Raw genomic sequence first — 19,628 nt, forward strand, 5'->3', positions numbered from 1 at the left:
GAGGCCGAAGTGACAGCCACGACATCAGCTCAACGGGCCGTACTGCGACTGCGCCGTGACGCCCGGCTCGCGGAGGATCCGGACCGCTCGGGCGCCTGGAGGATCGACTACCCCAACGGGTTCGTCCGGCTGGGAGCGCTGCCCACCGCCCTGGCCGCGTCGGTGCGGATGCTGGCCGAAGCCCCGGTGACCGAGTCCTCGCTGGTGGACGAGGTCGGGGAGGACAACCTATTACACCTCCGGATGTTCCTGCGCAAACTCGATTCCGGCGGACTGCTGGAGCACGGGTACACCACCGGGGGTGAGTTGCTGGCCACGCTGCGCCCGCTCGGCGTGGGCAAGCTGGTCCGGTCCCCGGCACCGGACCCGGAGGTGCCGCGAAAGCTCTCCCGATTCGTCACCATCCGCCCCCAGGACGGGAAGCTGATCGCGCAGGCGCCGTCCAGCCACCTGGCCCTGGAAGTGAGCGAGCCGATGGCCGGTGTGCTCGGCGCGCTGGCCGGCTGGGCAACGCGCGCCGAATTGGGGGAACGACTACCGCGGTTCGAGTCGGAGACGGTGGACGCGGTACTGGACATGGCGAGGGACGCGGGGCTGCTCATCAGCGGCGGTCCGGAAAGCGATCCCGAGACCGGGACGATGGCACTGCGTCAGTGGTCGGTGCCGGACTTGTGGCAGCACGCCCGAAGCCGGGGGCAGCGCCTGTCCCCGGGGTACGGGGGCACCTACCCGCTGGTCGACGATTTCTCCCCGCTGCCGTTCGTGCCCCCCGCTTCAGGGGGACGACGGGTCGCGCTGCCGACCCCGGACCTGGACGCGATCTCGGCCACCGACCCGTCGCTGACCGAGACGATCGAACGGCGGCGCTCGATCCGGGAGCACGACGACACCGCTCCCCTGTCGGCGGCCGGGCTCGGGGAACTGCTGTACCGGTGTGTCCGTACCAAGGACCAGCTCACCGTCGAGGACGACGAACTCGGTTCCCGCCCCTACCCGGCGGGCGGGGCACTGCACGAGCTCGAGTTCTACCCGCTGATCACCGCCTGCGAGGGTGTCGAGCCGGGGCTGTGGCACTACGCCACCGCCGATCACGCGCTCGAACGCGTGGACGGGGACGACGCGGCCGTGAGCTCGCTCGTGGAGACCGCCCGGCTGTCGGGCCTGATGTCGTCGCCGCCCCAGGTAGTGGTGGTGATCACCGCGAGGTTCGGCAGAGTGATGCGCAAATACGAGGGGATGAGCTACGCGCTGATCCTCAAGCACGTGGGCGTGGTGTACCAGACGATGTATCTGGTCGCGACCTCCATGGGGCTGGCACCGTGCGCGCTGGGCGGGGGCGACGCCGAAACGTTCGCGCGCGCCAGCGGCCTGGACTACGCGACCGAAGGCAGCGTCGGAGAGTTCGTCCTCGGTTCCGCCGCGCCGAGGAGCTGACCGTGCGATTCCGGATGAAGGCCTACCGACGCAAGCGCCAGCTCGACGAGTTGGACACCGTCGTACGGCTGGCAGCCCCGTCCGGGTGGGTGACGTGGGTCGTCGTCGTGCTCGGTTGCGTCGCGGTCGGCATCTGGTTGTTGACCGGGGGTGCCGGATGGTGAGTCCACCACGGAATCCGCCCACGAGCACGATCCCGAAACGCGCTTTCCCCGGTCGTGGGAGGGTGCGCGTGCCCACCGTGATCCAGATGGAATCGCTGGAGTGCGGGGCGGCAGCGCTGGCGATGGTACTGGGACACCACGGCAGGGCCGTCGCGCTGGACGAGCTGCGGGCGCTCTGCGGAGCCTCCCGGGACGGTGCGCGCGCGGCGAGCGTCATGGCCGCCGCGCGCCGCTACGGGCTGCGTCCCCAGGCATTCCAGCTCGAACCCGAGGAACTCGACACGCTGCCGAAACCCCTCGTCGTGTACTGGGCCTTCCAGCACTTCCTGGTAGTCGAGGAGATCCGTCGCAGCCGTGGTCGGCGGGAGGTGGTGGTCAACGATCCGGCCGTGGGACGGAGCGTGTACTCCTGGGAGTACTTCGACTCCGGTTTCACCGGCGTGGCGCTGACTTTCGAAGTGACCGAGGAGTTCGAACCGATTCGGCGTTCGAACCGCTGGATACCGCGACCGGTGCCACACCCGCGGTTGGCGGCCGTGGGCGGTCTCGTGGCCGGACTCCTGATGGTGGTGGCCGGGCTGGCCGAGGCAGCCCTGCTCGGGGCCTTCTTCGGCTCCGCGCTGCCGAAAGGCCGGGGTTTCCTCCGCGTCGCCGGGGCGATGCTGCTCATCGCGGCGGCGGTGTTCGTGCTCGCCTGGATCCGGACGCGGTGCCTGCGACTCGCGGCGGCCGGACACGCGCGCGAACGGTCGACGAGGTTACTGCACCACCTGTTACGGCTGCCGATCGACTTCTTCGCCCAGCGCAGACCGAGCGAGCTCGACAGGCGACTGTCGGCGAGTACCACGGTGGCGGAGTTCCTCTCCCGTGAGCGCGTGGACGCGCTGGTCGACGCGACGCTGGTCGTCGGCTGCCTGACCGTGGTGCTCGCCATCGACCCACTGCTCGGCATCGCGGGAATCGGCGTGACGGTGCTGCACGTCGCCGTGCTGCGCTGGATCGCGCGGCGTCGCGGCGACAGCGTCTCGCGGTTGCGCGCCGACAGGGGGAACCTCACGGCGGCCAGCGCGAACATCCTCCGGCTCATCGAGGTGGTCAAGGCCTCCGGAGCCGAGTCCGAGTCCTTCGCTCGTTGGGCGGGGTTCCGGGCCAAGGTGACCACCGGCGAACAGCGTCTCGGCCGCCTGACCACCGCACTCACCGGGATTCCGCCCATGATCGCCGTGGCCGGCATCGGTCTCGTGCTGTTGATCGGCGGGCCGCACGCGCGCTCGGGTTCACTGACCGTCGGCGCGCTGGTCGTCTGCGTCGTCCTGCTGCACCGCGTGCACGATCCGGTGGCGCGGATCGACGCCCTGCCCGAACGGGTCCGGACGGTACGAGCCGACCTGGAGCGCATCGACGACGTCGAGCGGCATCCGGTGGCGGTCCTCGGCGAATCCCCGGTGTCTCCCGTCCCCGCGAGCACACGTGGCCACCTGCGGGTCCACGAGGTCACCTTCGGGTACGCGCCGCTGGAGGCCCCGGCGGTCGAAGCCGTGTCCTTCGAGGTCGCACCGGGACGGAAGGTGGCCCTCGTGGGCGGCTCCGGGAGTGGCAAGTCCACTATCGGCAAGCTGGTCGCCGGGTTGCACGAACCCTGGTCCGGCGAGCTCGTCGTGGGTGGCACCACGAACGAGCCCGCTACCGAGATACTCGGTTACGTCGACCAGGAAGCGGTCCTCTTCGAGGGCACGGTCCGCGACAACGTGACCCTGTGGGATGACGCCCTCACCGACCGGGCCGTGACCGAAGCGCTCCGGGCAGCGGCGCTCACCGAAACGATCTCGCGGTTGCCGGGAGGCATCGACGCCCCGGTGGCCGAAGGTGCCCACAACTTCAGCGGGGGGCAACGCCAACGCATCACGCTGGCACGAGCGCTCGTGCGTGACCCGGCGCTGCTCGTGCTGGACGAGGCGACCAGCGCGCTGGACACGCGGACCGAGAAGTCCGTCGTCGAAGACCTCCGGCTCCGAGGGTGCGGTGTCCTGGTGATAGCACACCGCCTGTCCACCGTGCGCGACGCCGACGAGATCATCGTGCTCGACGGCGGCCGTGTCGTGCAGCGGGGCAGCCACGAGGACCTGATCGAGAAGCCGGGCCCCTACGTCGATCTGATCGCGGCCTCGTGATGCCACCACCGGACATCGACCCCGCCACCGCGGGGACCACGGCGGCCTTCGCGGCGTTTCGACTGGTGAGCGACCACATGGGTACGGCGGTGTCTTCACCGGAGGCCGCGGGAGACCCCGGACACACCTCTCCGGCACGAATGGCCCGCACCCGTGGCATCCGAACACGCACGGTGCGGCTGGAGGACTCGTGGTGGCGCCACGACCTCGGTCCGCTGATCGGCTATCGCAAGGACGACGACACTCCGGTCGCCCTGCTGCCGGCCCGTCGGGGCTACCGGATCGTGATCGCGGGCGAAGGCGTGTCGGTGCCGGTCACCGCGACCACGGCGGCCCGACTACGGGAACGCGCCACGATGCTGTACCGGCCGTTGCCCACCGGGACGAACTCGATCCGTTCGCTGGTGCGATTCGGCCTGCGCGGTGCGGGCGGCGATGTGCTGCGAATCGTGGCCACCGCCGTGGCGACCGCGCTGATCAGCGTGTTCGTCGCTTACCTCGGAGGGGCCCTGCTCAGCCGGTTGGTGCACCAGGCGCAGCCTGATCGACTGGTGCCGGCGGGCTTGCTGGTGATCGTGACGGCGCTCGTGCTCGCCGCGCTGACCACCGTGGGCAACATCTCTGCGCTCCGGCTGCGCGGGCGGGCCGAGTCGGTCGTGCAGGCGGCCGTGTGGGACCGGTTGCTTTCCCTGCCCGCCTCCTTCTTCACCGGCTCGACGGCCGGAAGACCGTCCGGGAGCAGCCCGCCGGGGTTCGGCACGGTGCCGGACAGAGCGCTCGGCGAGATGATGACAGCACTGACCACCCTGCTGTGCGCCCTGGCGAACCTGCTCCTGCTGTACGTGGTTCACCCAGCGCTGGCCCTGCTCGGCAGTTGCCTCGTGGCGACGGTGGCGACGGTGTGCCTGGTGGTCCAGAGCCGCATCACCGCCGCCGAGCGGACGCTGCGCGAGTCCGAACGGCGCGCCTCGGCCACAGCACGACAACTACTGCGCGGGATCTCCGTGCTGAAAGCTTTCGGAGCGCAACGACGCGCCTTCGAGCGCTGGACGAGTCGCTTCCTGGAAACCAGGCGTCGGGCTCAGGACGTCCAGCGAGCACGGGACGGCCTGACGGTGTTCAACACGGGATTTCCCCTGGTGTCCTCAGCGGTGGTGTTCGCGGCCGCGCGCGAAGTCCCCGCGGGGTCGTTGCTCACCTTCTTCATCGCGATGCACCTGGCGCTGGCAGCGACCCAACGCGGCACCACGGCATTGTCGACGCTGCGCCGCCCGGAACCGGAGGCAGCCGATCTGCTCGGGGTCCTGCACGCCGAACCGGAAACCACACCGTCGGATTCGGACCCCGGTGAGCTCGGCGGGGCGGTGGCCTTCGAGTCGGTGTCCTTTCGGTACGCCGAAACGGAACCGCCGGCACTGCGGGACGTGTCGTTCTCGGTCGATCCCGGTGAGTTCGTCGCGATCGTCGGTCCGACCGGCTGCGGGAAATCGACGGTGCTGCGCATGTTGTTGGGATTCGACCGGCCGACGGCGGGAGCGGTGCGCTACGACGGACAGGATCTCACCGAGCTGAACGTGACCGCCGTGCGACGCCAGTGCGGTGTCGTGCTGCAGCACGGTTCGCTCCTGCCCGGCGACATCGCGGACAACATCATCGGTGACAGCGGGAGCTCCCGGAAGGACGCTTGGGAAGCAGCGCGCCGAGTCGGCGTCGCCGGGGACATCGAACGGTTGCCGATGGGCATGGAAACGGTCGTGGGCGAAGGCGGTGCCGGTCTGTCGGGCGGGCAGCGCCAACAGATCATGCTCGCTCGCGCACTGGTTTCCGAGCCGCGCATCGTGCTGCTCGACGAGGCCACCAGCGCCCTCGACAACCCCGCCCAACGCCTCATCGCCGACAACATCGCCGCGCTGCGCTGCACCAGGATCGTGATCGCACACCGGTTGTCCACCGTCGGCGCCGCCGACCGGATTCTGGTACTGGACCGGGGCGAACTGATCCAACAGGGCGACAGCGCCGCACTGCTGGAACAGCCGGGATCGCCGTTCGAACGGCTCACGGAAGGACAGCGGATCGACGGCCGAAACGACGTCTGACTGATGCTTTCCCCTCACATCGTCCGGCTGGGAAGCCCCCGCGTCGTGGTGAACGGGCCGTTTTGGCGGTGTGAGTGCCAGAACGGCCCGTTCACCCTTTGGGAAAGCGGCCCGGGCCCCGACACCAAGCCGACCGGAAAACCTCGGTGAAACCCCACCACCGGCACCCTCGGAAATCATTGCGAAGTCACAGGTGCGCGCCGATCTCGGGCGCGACCACCTCCGGCGACTCCAACAGGGGGAGATGGCCGGTGCCGGGGACGGTCGTGACCCGGCAGTCCGGGACAGTGCGACGCAGTGTCCCGGCATTGTCGCCGAAAGCGGGCATGTCCTGCTCCCCCACGACGCACAGCACGCTCGCCGGGATCCCCGCCAGTGCGGCGGTGCTCTGAAGATGCTGGTTCAGCTGCCGCATGGCACCGTTGGCGAGCTCGGTCCAACGGTGCCGGTCGACGACGGTTCGGATCCGCTCCCGCACCAGGGGGCGGGACTCGGTTCCACGGAAGATGTCGGGCGGGGACTGCATCCACAGGTCGGTCATGTGCCTGCCGGGACCGAACGTCGCGAACAATCTGCGCAGGTCGCGATATCGCTCGGCGACCCTGGGAGCACCCGCCCCGCCGGCGACGGTGGGGGCAGCCAGCACCAGGCGGGACACCAGGTCGGGATGGTCGATCGCGAGCTGGAGGGCCGCGGTGGTGCCGAAGGATAGTGCCACCACCCTCGAGATGTTTCTCGAACGGAGGACGTCGGCGAGTTCGGAGGCCAAGCCGGCGAAACCGCCTTCGGCCGACAGCGGCCTACTCGTCGCACCGTGACCGGGCAGGTCGACACCGACATGCCGCCAGTCGGGAAGTAACTCCCACAACGGCTGCCACAGCGACGAATCCATGGTGTAGCCGTGCAACCAGAGCACGCCGGGACCGCTTCCGTGCTCCCGGACTGCGAAGTGGCCCGGAGAGCTCATCGGTTCAGCGCGGGGAACTTGGTGGTGAACTCGCGAAACGCGGCCAACGACTCGTCGCGGGCGTCGAACCGCGGGGTGGCGGTCACGTCCATGTGTTCCCAGACGGTCCTGTCCTGCTCGAAGGCGAGCTTGCTGTTGGTGATCAGCGACTTCAGCAGCTCCGCCGGAGCCGTCCCGTCCTCGGGGTCGGGTACGAGGCCGTAGGCGACCCGAGCGATGCAGCCCTCCGATGTCGGGGTCGTGCCCGTAATGATGACGTGCGCGTCGTCGCCCAGACTCAGCTCGGAGGCCACCAGGGTGGGGCTGAACGCTCTGGCGTGGAACCCGGTCCGCAGCACCCGATCTCCGGCATCGCCCTGCGACCAACCGGACGAACGGCTCACGAACACGCCCTGCATGCTCAGTTCGCCCTCGGCCCCCTGCTCCAGGGTCATCTTGAGCACCTTCGGCACCTTGTGCAGCGCGGTGAAATGATCGATGTCGAAGGCGTTCTCGACGACGAGGTCACCGTCGACCTTGATCGGCAGCGAGAATCCGGCGACGACGACGTGGGTCTCGGCGAGCTTGCGCATCGCTTCGGTGAACCCCCTGTCGTCTTCCGAGGTATCCGAAAGCCGGGCGAACAGAACACCGCCGAGTTGCAGGGCAGGATACTCCCGCACGCAGTACCTCCGTCCCTCTCGCTCGCCGAGATGGATGGCCTTGCCGTGGAACGGACAGATCACCCCGGCACGCGCTACCGTGCCGCCGTAGCCGAGGTTGGCTCCACGATGCGGGCAGATCGCGTCGTACACTCCGACCCGCCCGTCCCGACGAACCGCCACGAGTGCGCGGTCTCCCACGTGCAGCGGCGTCACGTCCTCGGTGAGCTCCTCGTCGAACGCCAGTAAGTACCACCCCGTGTGCACCGCCGGGTCCTGCCCGCTCAGTGTGTCGCTGCTGAGCACTCCAACGCCTCCTGTACCTGTCGGCCTGCTCGTCTGCCACTCTCGTACGCACCGTGGACACTTCCGGCCTCGGCCGGACCACAGGTAGCTTCACCGGCGAAGAAGATCGTGTCCGCTACCGGTTCGGCCCAGTGGCTCGCGTCCGACACCGCCCCGTTCCGCGGAAAGGTGAAGGCTCCCGTCACGTAGGGATCACCGCCCCAGTCAGCGATCCGCACGTCGATGATGTCGGCCCGCGAGGTCCAGGGCAGTGCCCGCGCGAGCAGTTCGGCCAGACCCGACCGGGACGTCGCGACCGAGCGCAGCTTTTCCGCCGACGGACCCTTGCAAACCAGGCACACGTGCGGGCTCGCCGCGGTCGCCCGCAGGAATCCGCACGCCGTGTCGGCATCGAAGACCACGGTGGTATCCGGAGCGAGCACCGAGGTGGTCACCACGACCGACAGCGCGTCACCAAGACCGAGACCGGTGGCGGCCGCGTGCTTGACGACCGGAAGCCGATCGATCCGCAGCGTCCCCCGGGTGATCACGGGCGGCGGAGCCGTCACCACGACCGCTCTCGCCCGCACCGATCCCGTGGGGCCGGTGACCGTCGCGTACTTCCGGGACCGGTCGACTTCCCACGCCGGAGTGCCCAACCGCACGTCGGTCCCCTCGGCCAGTGCTTCGATCACCGCGTCGTACCCGGCCGACAGACAGTACTGGCCGCTGCCGACCCGAGATCCCGTCCGGCAGGCGGCGGCACCGCGAGCGTCGAGCTCGGCGAGGTCGGCGGCCCACGTCTGCCGCAGCCACTCGGCGGCCACGGCACCCTCGCGTTCGTGCAGCTCCAGGCTCGCGAGCCACCGCCGCACCGTCAGGCTCCGCTCCCCTACGTCGCGAAGACGATCGTCGATCGACCAGGGTGGGTTCGGCCACCGCGCCAACGCGCTCATCGGGCGACTGGCCCCGTCGACGACAGCGGTGGCCGCGGCATCGGAGAACGATGTGGTCGTCCAGGATCCCCCGATACTCGTCCACAGCGAATTGTGCTCACCGTGGACGACCTGCGCACCCAGTTCGACGGGGAGATGACCGCCTCTTGGGTGGTACGTCATGATTCGTCCACCGATGCGGTCCCGCGCCTCGTGCACGACCACCCGCAGATCGGATTTCAACAGTTCCCGGGCGCACGCCAGTCCGGCCGCTCCAGCACCGATGACGACCACGTCGAAAAATTCGGCGCCCATCCCACCCCCCGATACACGTTCCACTGCATCACCACGCAGTTCACCCTAACAGCGAGAGGACAACACCGACAGGACGAAGACCCACATAAAAGATAGTATACGTTCACAGCGATCCGTGTTAATCTTCCGACCGTGCAACAGCGCGACAATCCGTCGTCGAGCGGATCACCCGCCGGGCAACTAGCCACCAGCATCACTGGTTTCATCGTCACCCAGGCCGTCTACGCCTCAGCCAAACTGGGGATCGCGGATTTAGTTAACGACGGTCCGGTACCGATCGAGGAACTCGCCAAGAGCACGAACACGGACTCGGACTCGCTGTACCGGCTGCTGCGCATGCTGTCCGGTTCTGGAATTTTCGTGGAGCACGCCGACTCCGAGTTCGGGAACTCCGAGGTCAGCTCCCTGCTGCGAAGCGACCTGGGAACGTTCCGAGATTTCGCGATCACTTTCGGAGAAGGATTCTACACCGCATTCGGTGACATGCTGCGCTCCGTCGAGACCGGATCCCCTTCGTTCAACATGGTGCACGGAACGGACTACGACAGCCACTACGCGCAGAACCCGGAATCAGGACGTCACTACCATGCTTTCATGGCCGGAGGCAAGAGAGCGCTGGCCGCCCGGCTGGCCGCCGAGGAATGGCAGGACGGTGAACTCGTCGTCGACGTCGGGGGCGGCAACGGAACGCTGCTGATCGAGTTGCTGCAGCGGCGGCCGGAATTGCGCGGACTCGTCACCGATCTGGACCATGTCGTCCGGGACGCCGAGGAACGGATCGCACTGGCCGAGCTCGGGGACCGCCTGACGGCCGTTGGCGGCGACTTCTTTGGCGGTGTCCCGAGTGGCGGGCACAGCTACTTGCTGTCCAGGATCCTGCACGGATGGAGCGACCGGGACGCCGCGGTCATCTTGCACAATGTACGCAGGGCCATCCCTGAGGAAGGACGATTGATCATTGTCAACGACGTCGTCGCACCACCCAACGAGCCCGGCCAGAAGATGATGGATCTACTCGCGCTGGTACTCGGTGGTCGGGAACGCACGGAATCGCAGTGGTGCACGCTGCTGTCCGCGAACGGGTTCGAACTCACGGACGTACGTCCCGGATCACTGCACAGTCTGATCGATGCTCGACCGGTGTGAAAACCCGCTCAAGAAGACACCTGCCGTGTCCGGTGGGCGAGTTCGTCCTGATCGATCGTCTCGTTGAAGGCCGCACCGACGCTGAGCATGCGCCGCCCACCGACGAAGGTGAACACCAGCGCGGGAAGCAGGCAGACGACCAGGGCGACCACGGTCCAGATGAGCGCCTCACCAACCCTGCCCTGCGGGAACGAATACACGACAACGACCCGCACGAGGCTTTCCCCGATCCAGGTCACACCCCAGACGACCGTCATGATGTAGACCATCTTCCGGAAACGCGGAACCTGCTCCCAGGTGAGCTCGAACCGAGCCAGACTCTCCGCGTCACCACCCGCGGCGACCGGCCTGATGAACTCGTACATGAGCGGACGCCCCAGAAAGCAGCTGACCACCATGTAACCACCCACCACGACGAAGAAGAAGGACGGCTTGACCAACAGGATGCGCGGATCGTGAGTCAGGAACGTGATCGCGATACCAACGCTGAACATCAACAGCACCAACAGGGGCACACCGTCCAGGCGACGCCGCCCGAACACACCGACCAGCACACTGACGACACTGACCGAAGCACCGATCGTCAACGCCCAGAACGAGGCGACACCGAAACCGCGCAGCACGAAGTACACGACCACGGGAACGAAAACATCGATCAGCGTCGGCAACACGGAACGCAGCACACCCCCACCACGCGCACCGGTTTTTGGGCGATCCGAGGTATTCACCGTCGCCGCCGCTCCCAACTGAGGTTGTGGGTTCGTACCTTTCGTGGTCCGTGTCACCGATCAGTCCAGCGAAGCCGGTCCTGCGTTCCGAACCGCCGTGACGACGAAGCGGGTGGACGGGCACCCGGAAAAGTGGCTGCCCGCCCACTCTCATGCACCAACCAGATTACCTGCCGCTCAGCTGCAGCAGCAGGGGCAGCAGCAGCAGTAACCCGCTGAAACCGCTTCGAGGTCGTTCTCCGTAAGCTCCGTCATGTCCAGTTCGGGAGCATGCGGGATGTGCAGCTCGTAGTGACCGGTCTGCTCGCCGGCCTCCCACCACTGCACCTGCTTGTCCATGTCCGGCTCATCCTGACCGACCGGCACGTTGCGGACCAGATGCAGCTCGGCGGAATCGGCGACCTCCAGGCCGAACTCCCGGACAGCCGCCTTCGGGTCACTTTCCAGACGTGCTGCGAAAGCCTCGTCGTTCCAGGCCGTGGTCAGCACCTTCGTGTAAGCGTTGACGAAATCTGAGCGTGTCTGCGAGTCCATGAGACCTTCCCAAATCAAATCGACACGATCGCCCGGTGCTCGGTACTCCCGAGACGGGACGACCACTTGCCACTTCGACGGACAACCGCACGAAAAATCATCCTGCCGTGGCCGGTTGTATTTCCGGTGCGGCGGTGAACCCGATCGTTGTGCATCGATGGAACACCGGGTTCGAGAACGAGTATGGCACGACAACAGGACCGTGTACAGGAAAATTCCCGGGACGGCGGGCCGAAAATCCCCGAGCACAATCGATAACTAAGTAACCTGGGGGAGCAAGGCGCAGGTCAGGAAGCAATTCCTCCGAGTGCGTGTTCATCAAATAATTAGACCCCGACAACGGACGCCTCACTGCTCCGGACGGTCGAATCCAGCCACTCCAGCCGGGCACTCCGAGGGACGAGCTCCGAACGGCGGTCGGCTATCTTTTCGTATAGCCCCGGCAGCTGCGTGACACGACCGAAGCGCTCGCACCGAAGTTCGTGGACCCACAGGAAGACGCGCAGCATATTGTGCCACGATGCCGAATGGTCTGCGTAGTGCACTTGAACGTCGCCCCTCCAGCCCGACGGGATCTCGTCCAAGAGAGCGGGCCGCTGTTCACTGGTGTCCACGACGACCCGGAGCGGCCTGCGAACGTCCGGGTCCGCAAGGCACCGCAGAAAATCCGACAGGCCGGCGGGTGCTGTGGGACCGGTCGCCGGACCTACGATCGGTACCGACTCGATCAGATCACCGATCGCGTGCACGCGCTCCGACGTGGCGGCCGGGGAAGCGCCCCGAGCAGCCTCGGCAACGGGCGGCCCGGGAGGCGACTGGTCCGCGCTCAGGACCATCGCACGGGTCCGTGAGTCGAGGTAGACGCCGAGGAGGTAGCGCAGTGTCGGGCGAAAGGGCGGATCGGTGTCGAACACGTACCCGTCCCGGATCCCCCAGCGCCGCCAGACCTTGCTCACCTGAGCATTGCTGACCCCCAGCGCGGAGGCCAGCGTCCGGGTGGACCAGCGCCGCGTTCCCTCCGGCCAGGGCGGTGGTTCCAAGGTCCAGGCGATCACCCTGGCTTCGTCCACCGTGCGTGGCCTGCCCGAGCGCGGCGCGTCGATCAGACCATCCACGCCCAGCAGACGAAAACGTTTGATCCAGGTGACCACGGTCTGGCGGGACACGCACACGCGCCGGACGATCTCTGCGTTGGAAACTCCGTCCGCGGCGAGCATGATGATTTTCGCGCGCCGCCCCAACTGTGTATCACCGTGCGCGGTACAGGACCAGTGGCTGAGTTGTCTCAATTGTGTATCGGTCAGTGTCAACGGCTCACGACGCTTCATCTTCGAAACTTCCCCATAGCTCCGGATCTCATCCAAACAATTTCGAACTGATCGCACAGTCATCAAAGTTACAGAAGATCGGGCGATCCCGATTCGGCCGCATCGCGATCGTCCCCCCATCGTTAGGACCGGCCACTCACGCGGGCATTCGTCGGGGACGGCCCCGTGCGGAGTCAGTAGATTCCCTCCGGCGCGGACCGGATCCGCTGCAGCGGCCGCACGTTCGCCACACCGTCACTGGGCCAACGCCCGCACGGGTCGTAACGCTGAGCCTGGTCACGCTCGAGGATGTTCGGCAGCAGTAGATCCTCGTGCAGCACCGTCAAACGCACCTGCCCGGTCTCGGCGTACTCGACGGTTCGCCGCGTGTCCTCCCTGTCGACAACCGCCATGGTCACCTGTGGATAGTTGGGCACGTAAGGCACCACTCGACCCTCGTCCTCGGTGGGCAGCCCCGCCGCGTTGCCGAAGGTATTGCCGTAGCTGTAACCGCAGATTCCGCCGTCGAGCGCGGCGGCAAAGGACCGGTACATGGCCGGAGTCAGTTGCGTGCCACTCAGGCGGACACCGGACAGGGCGGCCACCACCTCCGGGCTCCGCCGCAGCAAGGCCCGCAACAGTGCCGGTGTGGTGTTGACGTAGTCGACGGTCCCGCTTTCCAGGACGGACACCATCTGGTCCACCAGGTGGTCGGTGTAGTCATCGGCCCCCCGCAGGTCCCCGGCACGCACCAGACGTTTGACCCAGCGGGGATCCATGTCGATGCTGTGCACGCGCCCGGCGAACAGCTCGGAGACCTCCCAAATCCCGTTTCCGATCAAGTGCGGCCCGCTCGGGGTCGCCTGGAGCCAGGTTCGGCCCGGTTGGAATCCCTCGGTCACGAAGGACCACCTTCGCCACACTCCGCGATGCACGAGCATGTCCCGGGTGTAAAACACGCGGCACGGAGACCCCGTGGTCCCACCGCTCTCCCAGATTCGTCCTGTTACCGGTCTCCCGACCGCCAGGGGAACGAGTTCAACGGGATCCAGGTGGCGTAGCTCGTCCAGCACGAAAGGGCCGAACTCGGTCAACTGCTCGTAACGAGTGATGTCGCGCGGATCGAAGGAGAGCTCGCCGGCTTTCCTGAGCCAATAGGGGCTTCCTGTCCGCGGATCGAAATGCCGGTGCAGTACGTGACGGGTCCACTCGTCGAGATCCGTTTCCAGCCACCGATCGATCCGCGAGTCCGGTTCGCCGGTCATCTGGTCCCCGTCGCCGCAGTGTCGCCCGATGTATCGACCCCGAGTTCGTGGATGACGCTGAGCGTCTCCCGTACATGCTCGGGCTCCTCCACGTGCACGACCGGAAAGGGAACGCTGAGATAGCGATCGAACCGGGACGGGCCGACCACCACACCAAGCTCCGCCCCCGTTTCCTCCAGACCGGCGTGCATGTGCGGTACGCTCACCGGACTCGTGCTGTTTCGCAAGAACGCATCCCGGACCTGGTCTCCAGTACGCAACACTTTCGCCTCCAGACAGGAACAGATCGGGACGACGGGATCGTGAAAATCGAGGCGTTCGATGTGGGGGCGCAGGGCCGTCGCCAGGTGCCCCTGCAATGGCGAATGCACGGCGGGACCACCCCCACCCAGCGGAGTCACCCTGTCCTCCGGGAACAGCTCGGGGAGGCGCCGCACGGCGTCGTGGTGCCCGCTGAGAACGAGCAGGCGCCGCTCCCCAGGACCGATCGGTCCCAGATCACCGGCGAGATACACCCCTCCCGCGGCCGCACCCTGGTAGTCGGACAACGGCGCCCGCACCGGCACGGCGATGGTGGCGACCGCCTGTTGTCGTCCGTCCTCCGGCAAGACGGGCACCTCACGGGCCCGCATCAACAGATCCAACAGCTCAGCACGAGTGATCGATCCGGCAAGACCCGCGCTGACCAGAGCCCCGAGACTGAGTCCACTCAGCACCGAAGGGGTGATGCCGAAATCGGCGAGCACGTCGTGGGCGGCGAAGGCCAGCGCCGTCTGCCGGATCGCACCGATGCCGCGTGGTCGCCCGTCGTCGTCCGGAGTATCGGCCCGCAGCAGCCGGGTGGTCGACAGCCCGGTACGTGCCTCAACATCAAAATAACAGCGACGAGCGGCCTCGAACTGTTCGTAAAGTCCTTCTCCCATTCCGGGGCGGTCGTTGAATCCTCCGCCGAGTATGTACGCCAATGCCATCCATGGCCCCCAACACCCCAAACGACTCAATTTGCCGACTCAAAGCCCCCCGTAAGCGTGTAAAACACACTACATACCTACGGGCGAGTGTCAACGTCAACGTGTTTGCAAAGTTTCTATGCTGGTTGGCCCCGGAGTTACGGGGTAGCCTCCGGCACATGGAGGCAGCGGTCGTCGTTGAAAACTTGACCAAGACGTATCGACAGAACGCACCACCGGCTGTCGACGACATCAGTTTTGCCGTGAGCCACGGCGAGGTGTTCGGGCTGCTCGGACCCAACGGAGCCGGTAAGACGACCACGATGGGCGTGCTGACCACGCGCACGCGACCAACCTCCGGAAGCGCCCACGTCGCGGGGGCGTCCACCCTTCGAAACTCCATCCGAGCACGCGAACGGCTCGCCGTGGTACCGCAGCGCAACAACCTGGACCGGTCGCTGAACGCACGGCAGAACCTCCTCTTCCACGGTGCCTACCACGGCATGCGCAGCGCTGAACGCACTCGGACCGCCGACGAACTCCTCCGGCGGATGGGGCTTGAACAACACGCCCGGTTCGGGGTGGAACACCTTTCCGGTGGTCAAGCACAACGGTTGCTGATCGCTCGTGCGCTGATGCACATCCCCGACGTGCTGATCCTGGACGAACCCTCGACGGGACTCGACCCGCAAGCGCGGCTGTTCGTGCACGAGCACATCGCCGAGCTCAAGGCCGAAGGGATCGCTGTCATCCTGTGCACGCACGACATGAACGAGGCGGCCAAGGTCTGCGACCGAGTGGGCATCATCGATCACGGCAGACTTCTGCGGCTGGGGTCACCGGTGGAACTGACCAGGTCCATGCCCGGCCAGGCGACGCTGACAGTCGCGGTCACGCTCCCCGCCGGCAGCGAGGAATCCGTGCGAACCAGGCTCTCGGAGATACCGTCCGTGCGACGCGTGGAGCGCTTCGCCACCGCGGGCGAAGGCAGTGCTCGTCCCGAGGTCGACGACGCCGAAACCAGCGATGCGGAGCAGTTCCGGCTCTACACGGACACGGGGGCTGCGACGCTGATCCCGCACGTCGTGTCCGTTCTCGACGAGTTCGAGCACGCGCTGCGCGACATGAGCGTCGGTCGCACGAGCCTGGAGGACGTCTTCATCCAGCTGACCGGACGAGAGCTACGATGATCTCGAACGCGACGCTCATGACGCCGAGACGCCCCGGTACGGCCACACCCGAGACACGTTCGGGGACCACCGGCATGTTCTTCGCGGTGCTGTGGCGCGACGTTTTCGTCACCGCGCGGGAACTACCCCCCTACATCGCGCAGATCGTTCTGCAGCCGTTGTTCATGCTGTTCGTCTTCGGGACGGTGCTCGGCGCGCTCGGTTACACCGACCCGTCCTACGCGCAAATACTGTTCCCCGGCGTCATCGGCTTGAACGCCTTCATCACCGCACTGCAGAACACCGGCCTTCCCCTGGTCGTCGACCTGTCGGCGACGCGGGAGCTGGAGGACCGGCTGCTGGCACCGCTGCCGGTGTGGCTGGTCGCCGTCGAGAAAATGACTTTCGGCGCGCTGAAGGGAGTCGTGGCCGCCCTGGTCATGACTCCGATCGGATTCCTGCTCCTGCCCGCCGTCTCGTGGTCGCTCTCCGGTGTACCGGGTGCGATCGTGCTGGTCCTGCTCGGCGCCTCGGCCGGTTCCGCGGTCGGCCTGGTCATCGGCACAGCGGTACGTCCCAAACAAATCAACATCGTCTTCACGGTGCTGCTCACTCCGTTGCTGTTCACCGGTTCGGTCCAGTTCACGTGGATGGCACTGGACGCGCTCCGCTGGTACCAGATGTTGTGCGCCCTGAATCCACTGACCTACGTCACGGAGGGGTTGCGCTCGCAGCTAATTCCGCACATGTCCCAGTCGATACCGCTGTGGATCGATATTACCGTTCTGATCTTCGCTTGTTTCGCATTCGGCTCCATCGGGGTAAGGGGATTCATCCGGCGCGCCTCGGACTAGTCCATGATCACGTCGAAAGAAGAGAAGATTGCCGACGAAAACCAGTTCCAGGTTTTCCACTTTGATGCAGGTGATGCATGCGTGTCGTGTTCGCGGTTTCCGACTACCGACCGCACTACTACCCGATGGTGCCGCTCGGGTGGGCGTTGCAGGCCGCCGGCCACGAAGTCCGGGTGGTATGCGCCCCCAAACAAGCACCATTGATCGACAGTGCCGGATTGACCCCCGTCCCGCTGCTCGACGACGTCGACCTGCTCAAGATGACCAGGGTGTGGAACCACTGGCAGCAGCGCGAGGGGCTGGCCCCGGAGGAATTGGAACTTCCGGCGCTCAACCCGATGACGGGTGCCGAACTCGACCGGCTCGAAGACTTCGACTGGGCGGAATTCCCCCGTGACGAGTGGTGGCCGGGGCCGACCATGGGGCAACGGATCAGGGCGATGGTCGGCTTCGTCGAGCAGTGGCGCCCCGGACTCGTAGTCCACGACCTGCTGTACCTCGACCCCGTCGTTGCCGCCAGAGACGCCGGTATCCCCTCGATCTGCCACCTTACCGGACCGATCGGAACCACGGAGACGGAATGGGGGCTCGACTTCGTTCCACAGTGGTTCAGCGAGGAGTTCGACAACCACGAGGTCCCCCGGGACGGGGAAGCACTGATCGACCGTGTCGTGGACATCTGCCCACCGAGTATGTCCCCGCCCACGAACGCGCTTCGGCTTCCGATGCGCTACATCCCGTACAACGGTCCCGGATCGATGCCGCTATGGGCTCAGAAGAGATCACACAAGCCGCGCGTGTGCATCATGTGGAGCAACACGCTGGTGCACCTGTACGGATCGAAGTCGTTCGTGGTTCCCACGCTCCTGGCGGCCCTGGCCGACCTGGACGTTGAGGTGGTGCTGACCATGAACGCCGACGCCCTCTCCCGGCTCGGTCCGATCCCGGCGAACGTGCGGGCGCTGGAGCACTGTCCGGTCCACATCCTGCAGGAAACCACCGACCTGATGGTGCACAGCGCGGGAGCGGGAGCTCTGCTCACGGCGGCTGCTGCGGGCGTACCACAGTTACTGGTGACCTTCGGAGCCGAATACCGGGCGAACGGTCGCCGACTCGCCGCAACCGGTGCCGGAGTGCAGCTCGACGGGGTGCGTATCAATGCCGAAACCGTCCGCGAGAGCGCGATCACCTTGCTGGACGATCCGTCGTACCGCCACCACGCCCAAGCGCTTCGTCGGGAGATGTACGACATGCCGACCCCGGCGGACTCGGTCCGGGGTCTGGAGTCCATTGCCGCCGGGGCCGAATGAGACATGCCCCGACGGGCAGATCCGAAGGGTCGTCGATGAGTGAACAAGAACGTACGAATCTGCTGCGGGATGTGGCCGCCTACCACCGGAGCCAGGAGGCACCGACGGAGTTCGTACCCGGTGAGACTCCGGTGCTGTCCTCCGGAGCCGTGCTGGACGAAGCGGACCGCGTCGCACTGGCCGGTGCCGCCATCGATCTGCGCATCGCGGCGGGTACGCACGCACAGCACTTCGAGTCGGAGTTCGCACGGACCGTGGGGCGTCGCAAGGCACTACTGACCAATTCGGGTTCCTCAGCGAACCTGCTGGCCATCTCCGCCCTGACCTCGCCCAGAATGGGGGACGGGCAGCTGCGTCCCGGTGACGAGGTCATCACCGCGGCGGCCGGTTTTCCCACAACCGTGAACCCGGTGCTGCAAAACGGGTTGGTTCCGGTGTTCGTGGACATCGAACTGGGCACGTACAACACCACGGCTGAGCGGGTCGCCGCGGCGATCGGCCCACGCACCAAGGCGATCGCCCTCGCACATACGCTGGGCAACCCCTACGAGGCCACCGAGATCGCGAAGGTAGCGAACGACAACGGCCTGTTCCTGATCGAGGACAACTGCGACGCCCTCGGCTCGACGTATCGCGGCAGGAACACCGGAACTTTCGGCGACGCCTCCACGGTCAGTTTCTACCCGGCCCACCACATCACCACGGGTGAAGGTGGTTGCGTGCTGTCCAGCAACATGGTCCTGGCCGGCGCCGTCGAGTCGATGCGGGATTGGGGAAGGGACTGCTGGTGCAAGCCCGGGGAGGACAACCGCTGCACCCGGCGGTTCGACTACCAGCTCGGCGAACTCCCCCGTGGCTACGACCACAAGTACACCTATTCGCACATCGGGTACAACCTTAAGACCACCGATCTACAAGCGGCTTTGGGGAGAAGTCAGCTGCAGAAGCTTCCCGAATTCGGCAAGGCGCGCAGGGAAAACTGGAACAGGTTGTCCGAACGCCTGGACGGAGTTCCGGGACTGATGCTTCCGCGCGCCACCCCGCACAGCGACCCGAGCTGGTTCGGATTCGCCATCACCGTGCTTCCCGAAGCCAATTTCACGCGCCGGGACATGCTTCGGTTCCTGGAGGACAGGAAAATCGCCACGAGGCAACTGTTCGCCGGAAACATCACCCGACACCCGGCATACACCGAGTCCCGGTACAGAGTGTCGGAGACACTCACGAACAGCGACATCGTGACCGAAAGGTCCTTCTGGCTGGGAGTGTACCCGGGACTTTCACCCGAGGCGATCGACTACGTCGCGGACACGATTCGTGAATATGTGGCTCTCGCGCGATGACCTGGCCGGGAAAA

17 protein-coding genes are annotated in these 19,628 nt (G+C 66.4%); 9 read left to right on the plus strand and 8 right to left on the minus strand.

What is annotated here, in order from left to right; translation table 11 throughout:
• Window positions 1-9 precede the first annotated feature (9 nt).
• From FHX42_RS27555 to FHX42_RS23705, 4 genes are all read left to right on the plus strand, one after another.
• On the plus strand, window positions 10-1,434 hold the full coding sequence (locus FHX42_RS27555; RefSeq protein WP_182546669.1) for a SagB/ThcOx family dehydrogenase: 1,425 nt from the start codon (window positions 10-12) through the stop codon (window positions 1,432-1,434).
• A gap of 2 nt (window positions 1,435-1,436) precedes the next feature.
• Window positions 1,437-1,598, plus strand: coding sequence for a hypothetical protein (locus FHX42_RS23695; protein ID WP_182546670.1), 162 nt, complete (start codon window positions 1,437-1,439; stop codon window positions 1,596-1,598).
• Between the two features lie 68 nt (window positions 1,599-1,666).
• Entirely contained in the window at window positions 1,667-3,769 is a 2,103-nt protein-coding gene (locus FHX42_RS23700) for a cysteine peptidase family C39 domain-containing protein (protein WP_182546671.1), read from the plus strand.
• A complete protein-coding gene (locus FHX42_RS23705; RefSeq protein ID WP_182546672.1) occupies window positions 3,769-5,865 on the plus strand; it encodes an ATP-binding cassette domain-containing protein in 2,097 nt (698 codons plus the stop codon). Before FHX42_RS23700 ends, FHX42_RS23705 begins: the two co-directional genes overlap by 1 nt.
• A 187-nt stretch (window positions 5,866-6,052) precedes the next feature.
• Here FHX42_RS23705 and FHX42_RS23710 read toward each other — a convergent pair whose 3' ends face one another.
• From FHX42_RS23710 to FHX42_RS23720, 3 genes are read right to left on the minus strand one after another with little or no spacing between them, the layout of a single operon-like run.
• On the minus strand, window positions 6,053-6,832 hold the full coding sequence (locus tag FHX42_RS23710; protein ID WP_182546673.1) for an alpha/beta fold hydrolase: 780 nt from the start codon (window positions 6,830-6,832) through the stop codon (window positions 6,053-6,055).
• Window positions 6,829-7,779, minus strand: a complete 951-nt coding sequence (locus FHX42_RS23715) for a Rieske 2Fe-2S domain-containing protein (protein WP_182546674.1) — start codon at window positions 7,777-7,779, stop codon at window positions 6,829-6,831. The genes FHX42_RS23710 and FHX42_RS23715 overlap by 4 nt, the downstream gene beginning before the upstream one ends.
• Window positions 7,758-9,008 (minus strand): flavin monoamine oxidase family protein, encoded by a 1,251-nt coding sequence (locus tag FHX42_RS23720; RefSeq protein ID WP_182546675.1) that lies wholly within the window; start codon window positions 9,006-9,008, stop codon window positions 7,758-7,760. Before FHX42_RS23720 ends, FHX42_RS23715 begins: the two co-directional genes overlap by 22 nt.
• Window positions 9,009-9,140: 132 nt before the next feature.
• On the opposite strand from FHX42_RS23720, the gene FHX42_RS23725 reads away from it, so the two are divergent.
• The gene (locus FHX42_RS23725) at window positions 9,141-10,154 is read left to right on the plus strand and encodes a methyltransferase (protein WP_182546676.1); all 1,014 of its coding nucleotides are present in this window, start codon (window positions 9,141-9,143) and stop codon (window positions 10,152-10,154) included.
• A gap of 8 nt (window positions 10,155-10,162) precedes the next feature.
• Here FHX42_RS23725 and FHX42_RS23730 read toward each other — a convergent pair whose 3' ends face one another.
• The 5 genes from FHX42_RS23730 to FHX42_RS23750 all read right to left on the minus strand — a co-directional run bounded on the left by FHX42_RS23730 (window position 10,163) and on the right by FHX42_RS23750 (window position 14,911).
• Window positions 10,163-10,837 (minus strand): VC0807 family protein, encoded by a 675-nt coding sequence (locus FHX42_RS23730; protein WP_182546677.1) that lies wholly within the window; start codon window positions 10,835-10,837, stop codon window positions 10,163-10,165.
• 222 nt (window positions 10,838-11,059) lie between these two features.
• The gene (locus FHX42_RS23735; RefSeq protein ID WP_182546678.1) at window positions 11,060-11,416 is read right to left on the minus strand and encodes a hypothetical protein; all 357 of its coding nucleotides are present in this window, start codon (window positions 11,414-11,416) and stop codon (window positions 11,060-11,062) included.
• Between the two features lie 326 nt (window positions 11,417-11,742).
• Window positions 11,743-12,744: a helix-turn-helix domain-containing protein gene (locus FHX42_RS23740; RefSeq protein WP_182546679.1), complete on the minus strand. Its 1,002-nt coding sequence runs from the start codon at window positions 12,742-12,744 to the stop codon at window positions 11,743-11,745.
• Window positions 12,745-12,917: 173 nt separating this feature from the next.
• Window positions 12,918-13,625, minus strand: coding sequence for a hypothetical protein (locus tag FHX42_RS23745; protein WP_220480784.1), 708 nt, complete (start codon window positions 13,623-13,625; stop codon window positions 12,918-12,920).
• A gap of 359 nt (window positions 13,626-13,984) precedes the next feature.
• Window positions 13,985-14,911, minus strand: coding sequence for an ACP S-malonyltransferase (locus FHX42_RS23750; protein ID WP_182546681.1), 927 nt, complete (start codon window positions 14,909-14,911; stop codon window positions 13,985-13,987).
• A 233-nt stretch (window positions 14,912-15,144) separates the two neighbouring features.
• Between FHX42_RS23750 and FHX42_RS23755 the strand changes: the two genes are divergently transcribed.
• From FHX42_RS23755 to rfbH, 4 genes are all read left to right on the plus strand, one after another.
• Window positions 15,145-16,128 (plus strand): ABC transporter ATP-binding protein, encoded by a 984-nt coding sequence (locus tag FHX42_RS23755; protein WP_328796702.1) that lies wholly within the window; start codon window positions 15,145-15,147, stop codon window positions 16,126-16,128.
• A complete protein-coding gene (locus FHX42_RS23760) occupies window positions 16,125-16,961 on the plus strand; it encodes an ABC transporter permease (protein WP_235987843.1) in 837 nt (278 codons plus the stop codon). The genes FHX42_RS23755 and FHX42_RS23760 overlap by 4 nt, the downstream gene beginning before the upstream one ends.
• A gap of 77 nt (window positions 16,962-17,038) precedes the next feature.
• Window positions 17,039-18,271, plus strand: coding sequence for a nucleotide disphospho-sugar-binding domain-containing protein (locus FHX42_RS23765; protein WP_182546683.1), 1,233 nt, complete (start codon window positions 17,039-17,041; stop codon window positions 18,269-18,271).
• Between the two features lie 35 nt (window positions 18,272-18,306).
• Entirely contained in the window at window positions 18,307-19,614 is a 1,308-nt protein-coding gene (rfbH, locus tag FHX42_RS23770) for a lipopolysaccharide biosynthesis protein RfbH (RefSeq protein WP_182546684.1), read from the plus strand.
• The last annotated feature ends 14 nt before the right edge of the window (window positions 19,615-19,628 follow it).

This window comes from Halosaccharopolyspora lacisalsi, from assembly GCF_014137975.1.
GTDB lineage: Bacteria > Actinomycetota > Actinomycetes > Mycobacteriales > Pseudonocardiaceae > Halosaccharopolyspora > Halosaccharopolyspora lacisalsi.

Coding starts and splice junctions, on each gene's coding strand:
- FHX42_RS23765 (WP_182546683.1), top strand. CDS start 17,039: ATGCGTGTCGTGTTCGCGGTTTCCGACTACCGACCGCACTACTACCCG.
- FHX42_RS23710 (WP_182546673.1), bottom strand. CDS start 6,832: ATGAGCTCTCCGGGCCACTTCGCAGTCCGGGAGCACGGAAGCGGTCCC.
- FHX42_RS23735 (WP_182546678.1), bottom strand. CDS start 11,416: ATGGACTCGCAGACACGCTCAGATTTCGTCAACGCTTACACGAAGGTG.
- FHX42_RS23760 (WP_235987843.1), top strand. CDS start 16,125: ATGATCTCGAACGCGACGCTCATGACGCCGAGACGCCCCGGTACGGCC.
- FHX42_RS23750 (WP_182546681.1), bottom strand. CDS start 14,911: ATGGGAGAAGGACTTTACGAACAGTTCGAGGCCGCTCGTCGCTGTTAT.
- FHX42_RS23705 (WP_182546672.1), top strand. CDS start 3,769: ATGCCACCACCGGACATCGACCCCGCCACCGCGGGGACCACGGCGGCC.
- rfbH (WP_182546684.1), top strand. CDS start 18,307: ATGAGTGAACAAGAACGTACGAATCTGCTGCGGGATGTGGCCGCCTAC.
- FHX42_RS23740 (WP_182546679.1), bottom strand. CDS start 12,744: ATGAAGCGTCGTGAGCCGTTGACACTGACCGATACACAATTGAGACAA.
- FHX42_RS23720 (WP_182546675.1), bottom strand. CDS start 9,008: ATGGGCGCCGAATTTTTCGACGTGGTCGTCATCGGTGCTGGAGCGGCC.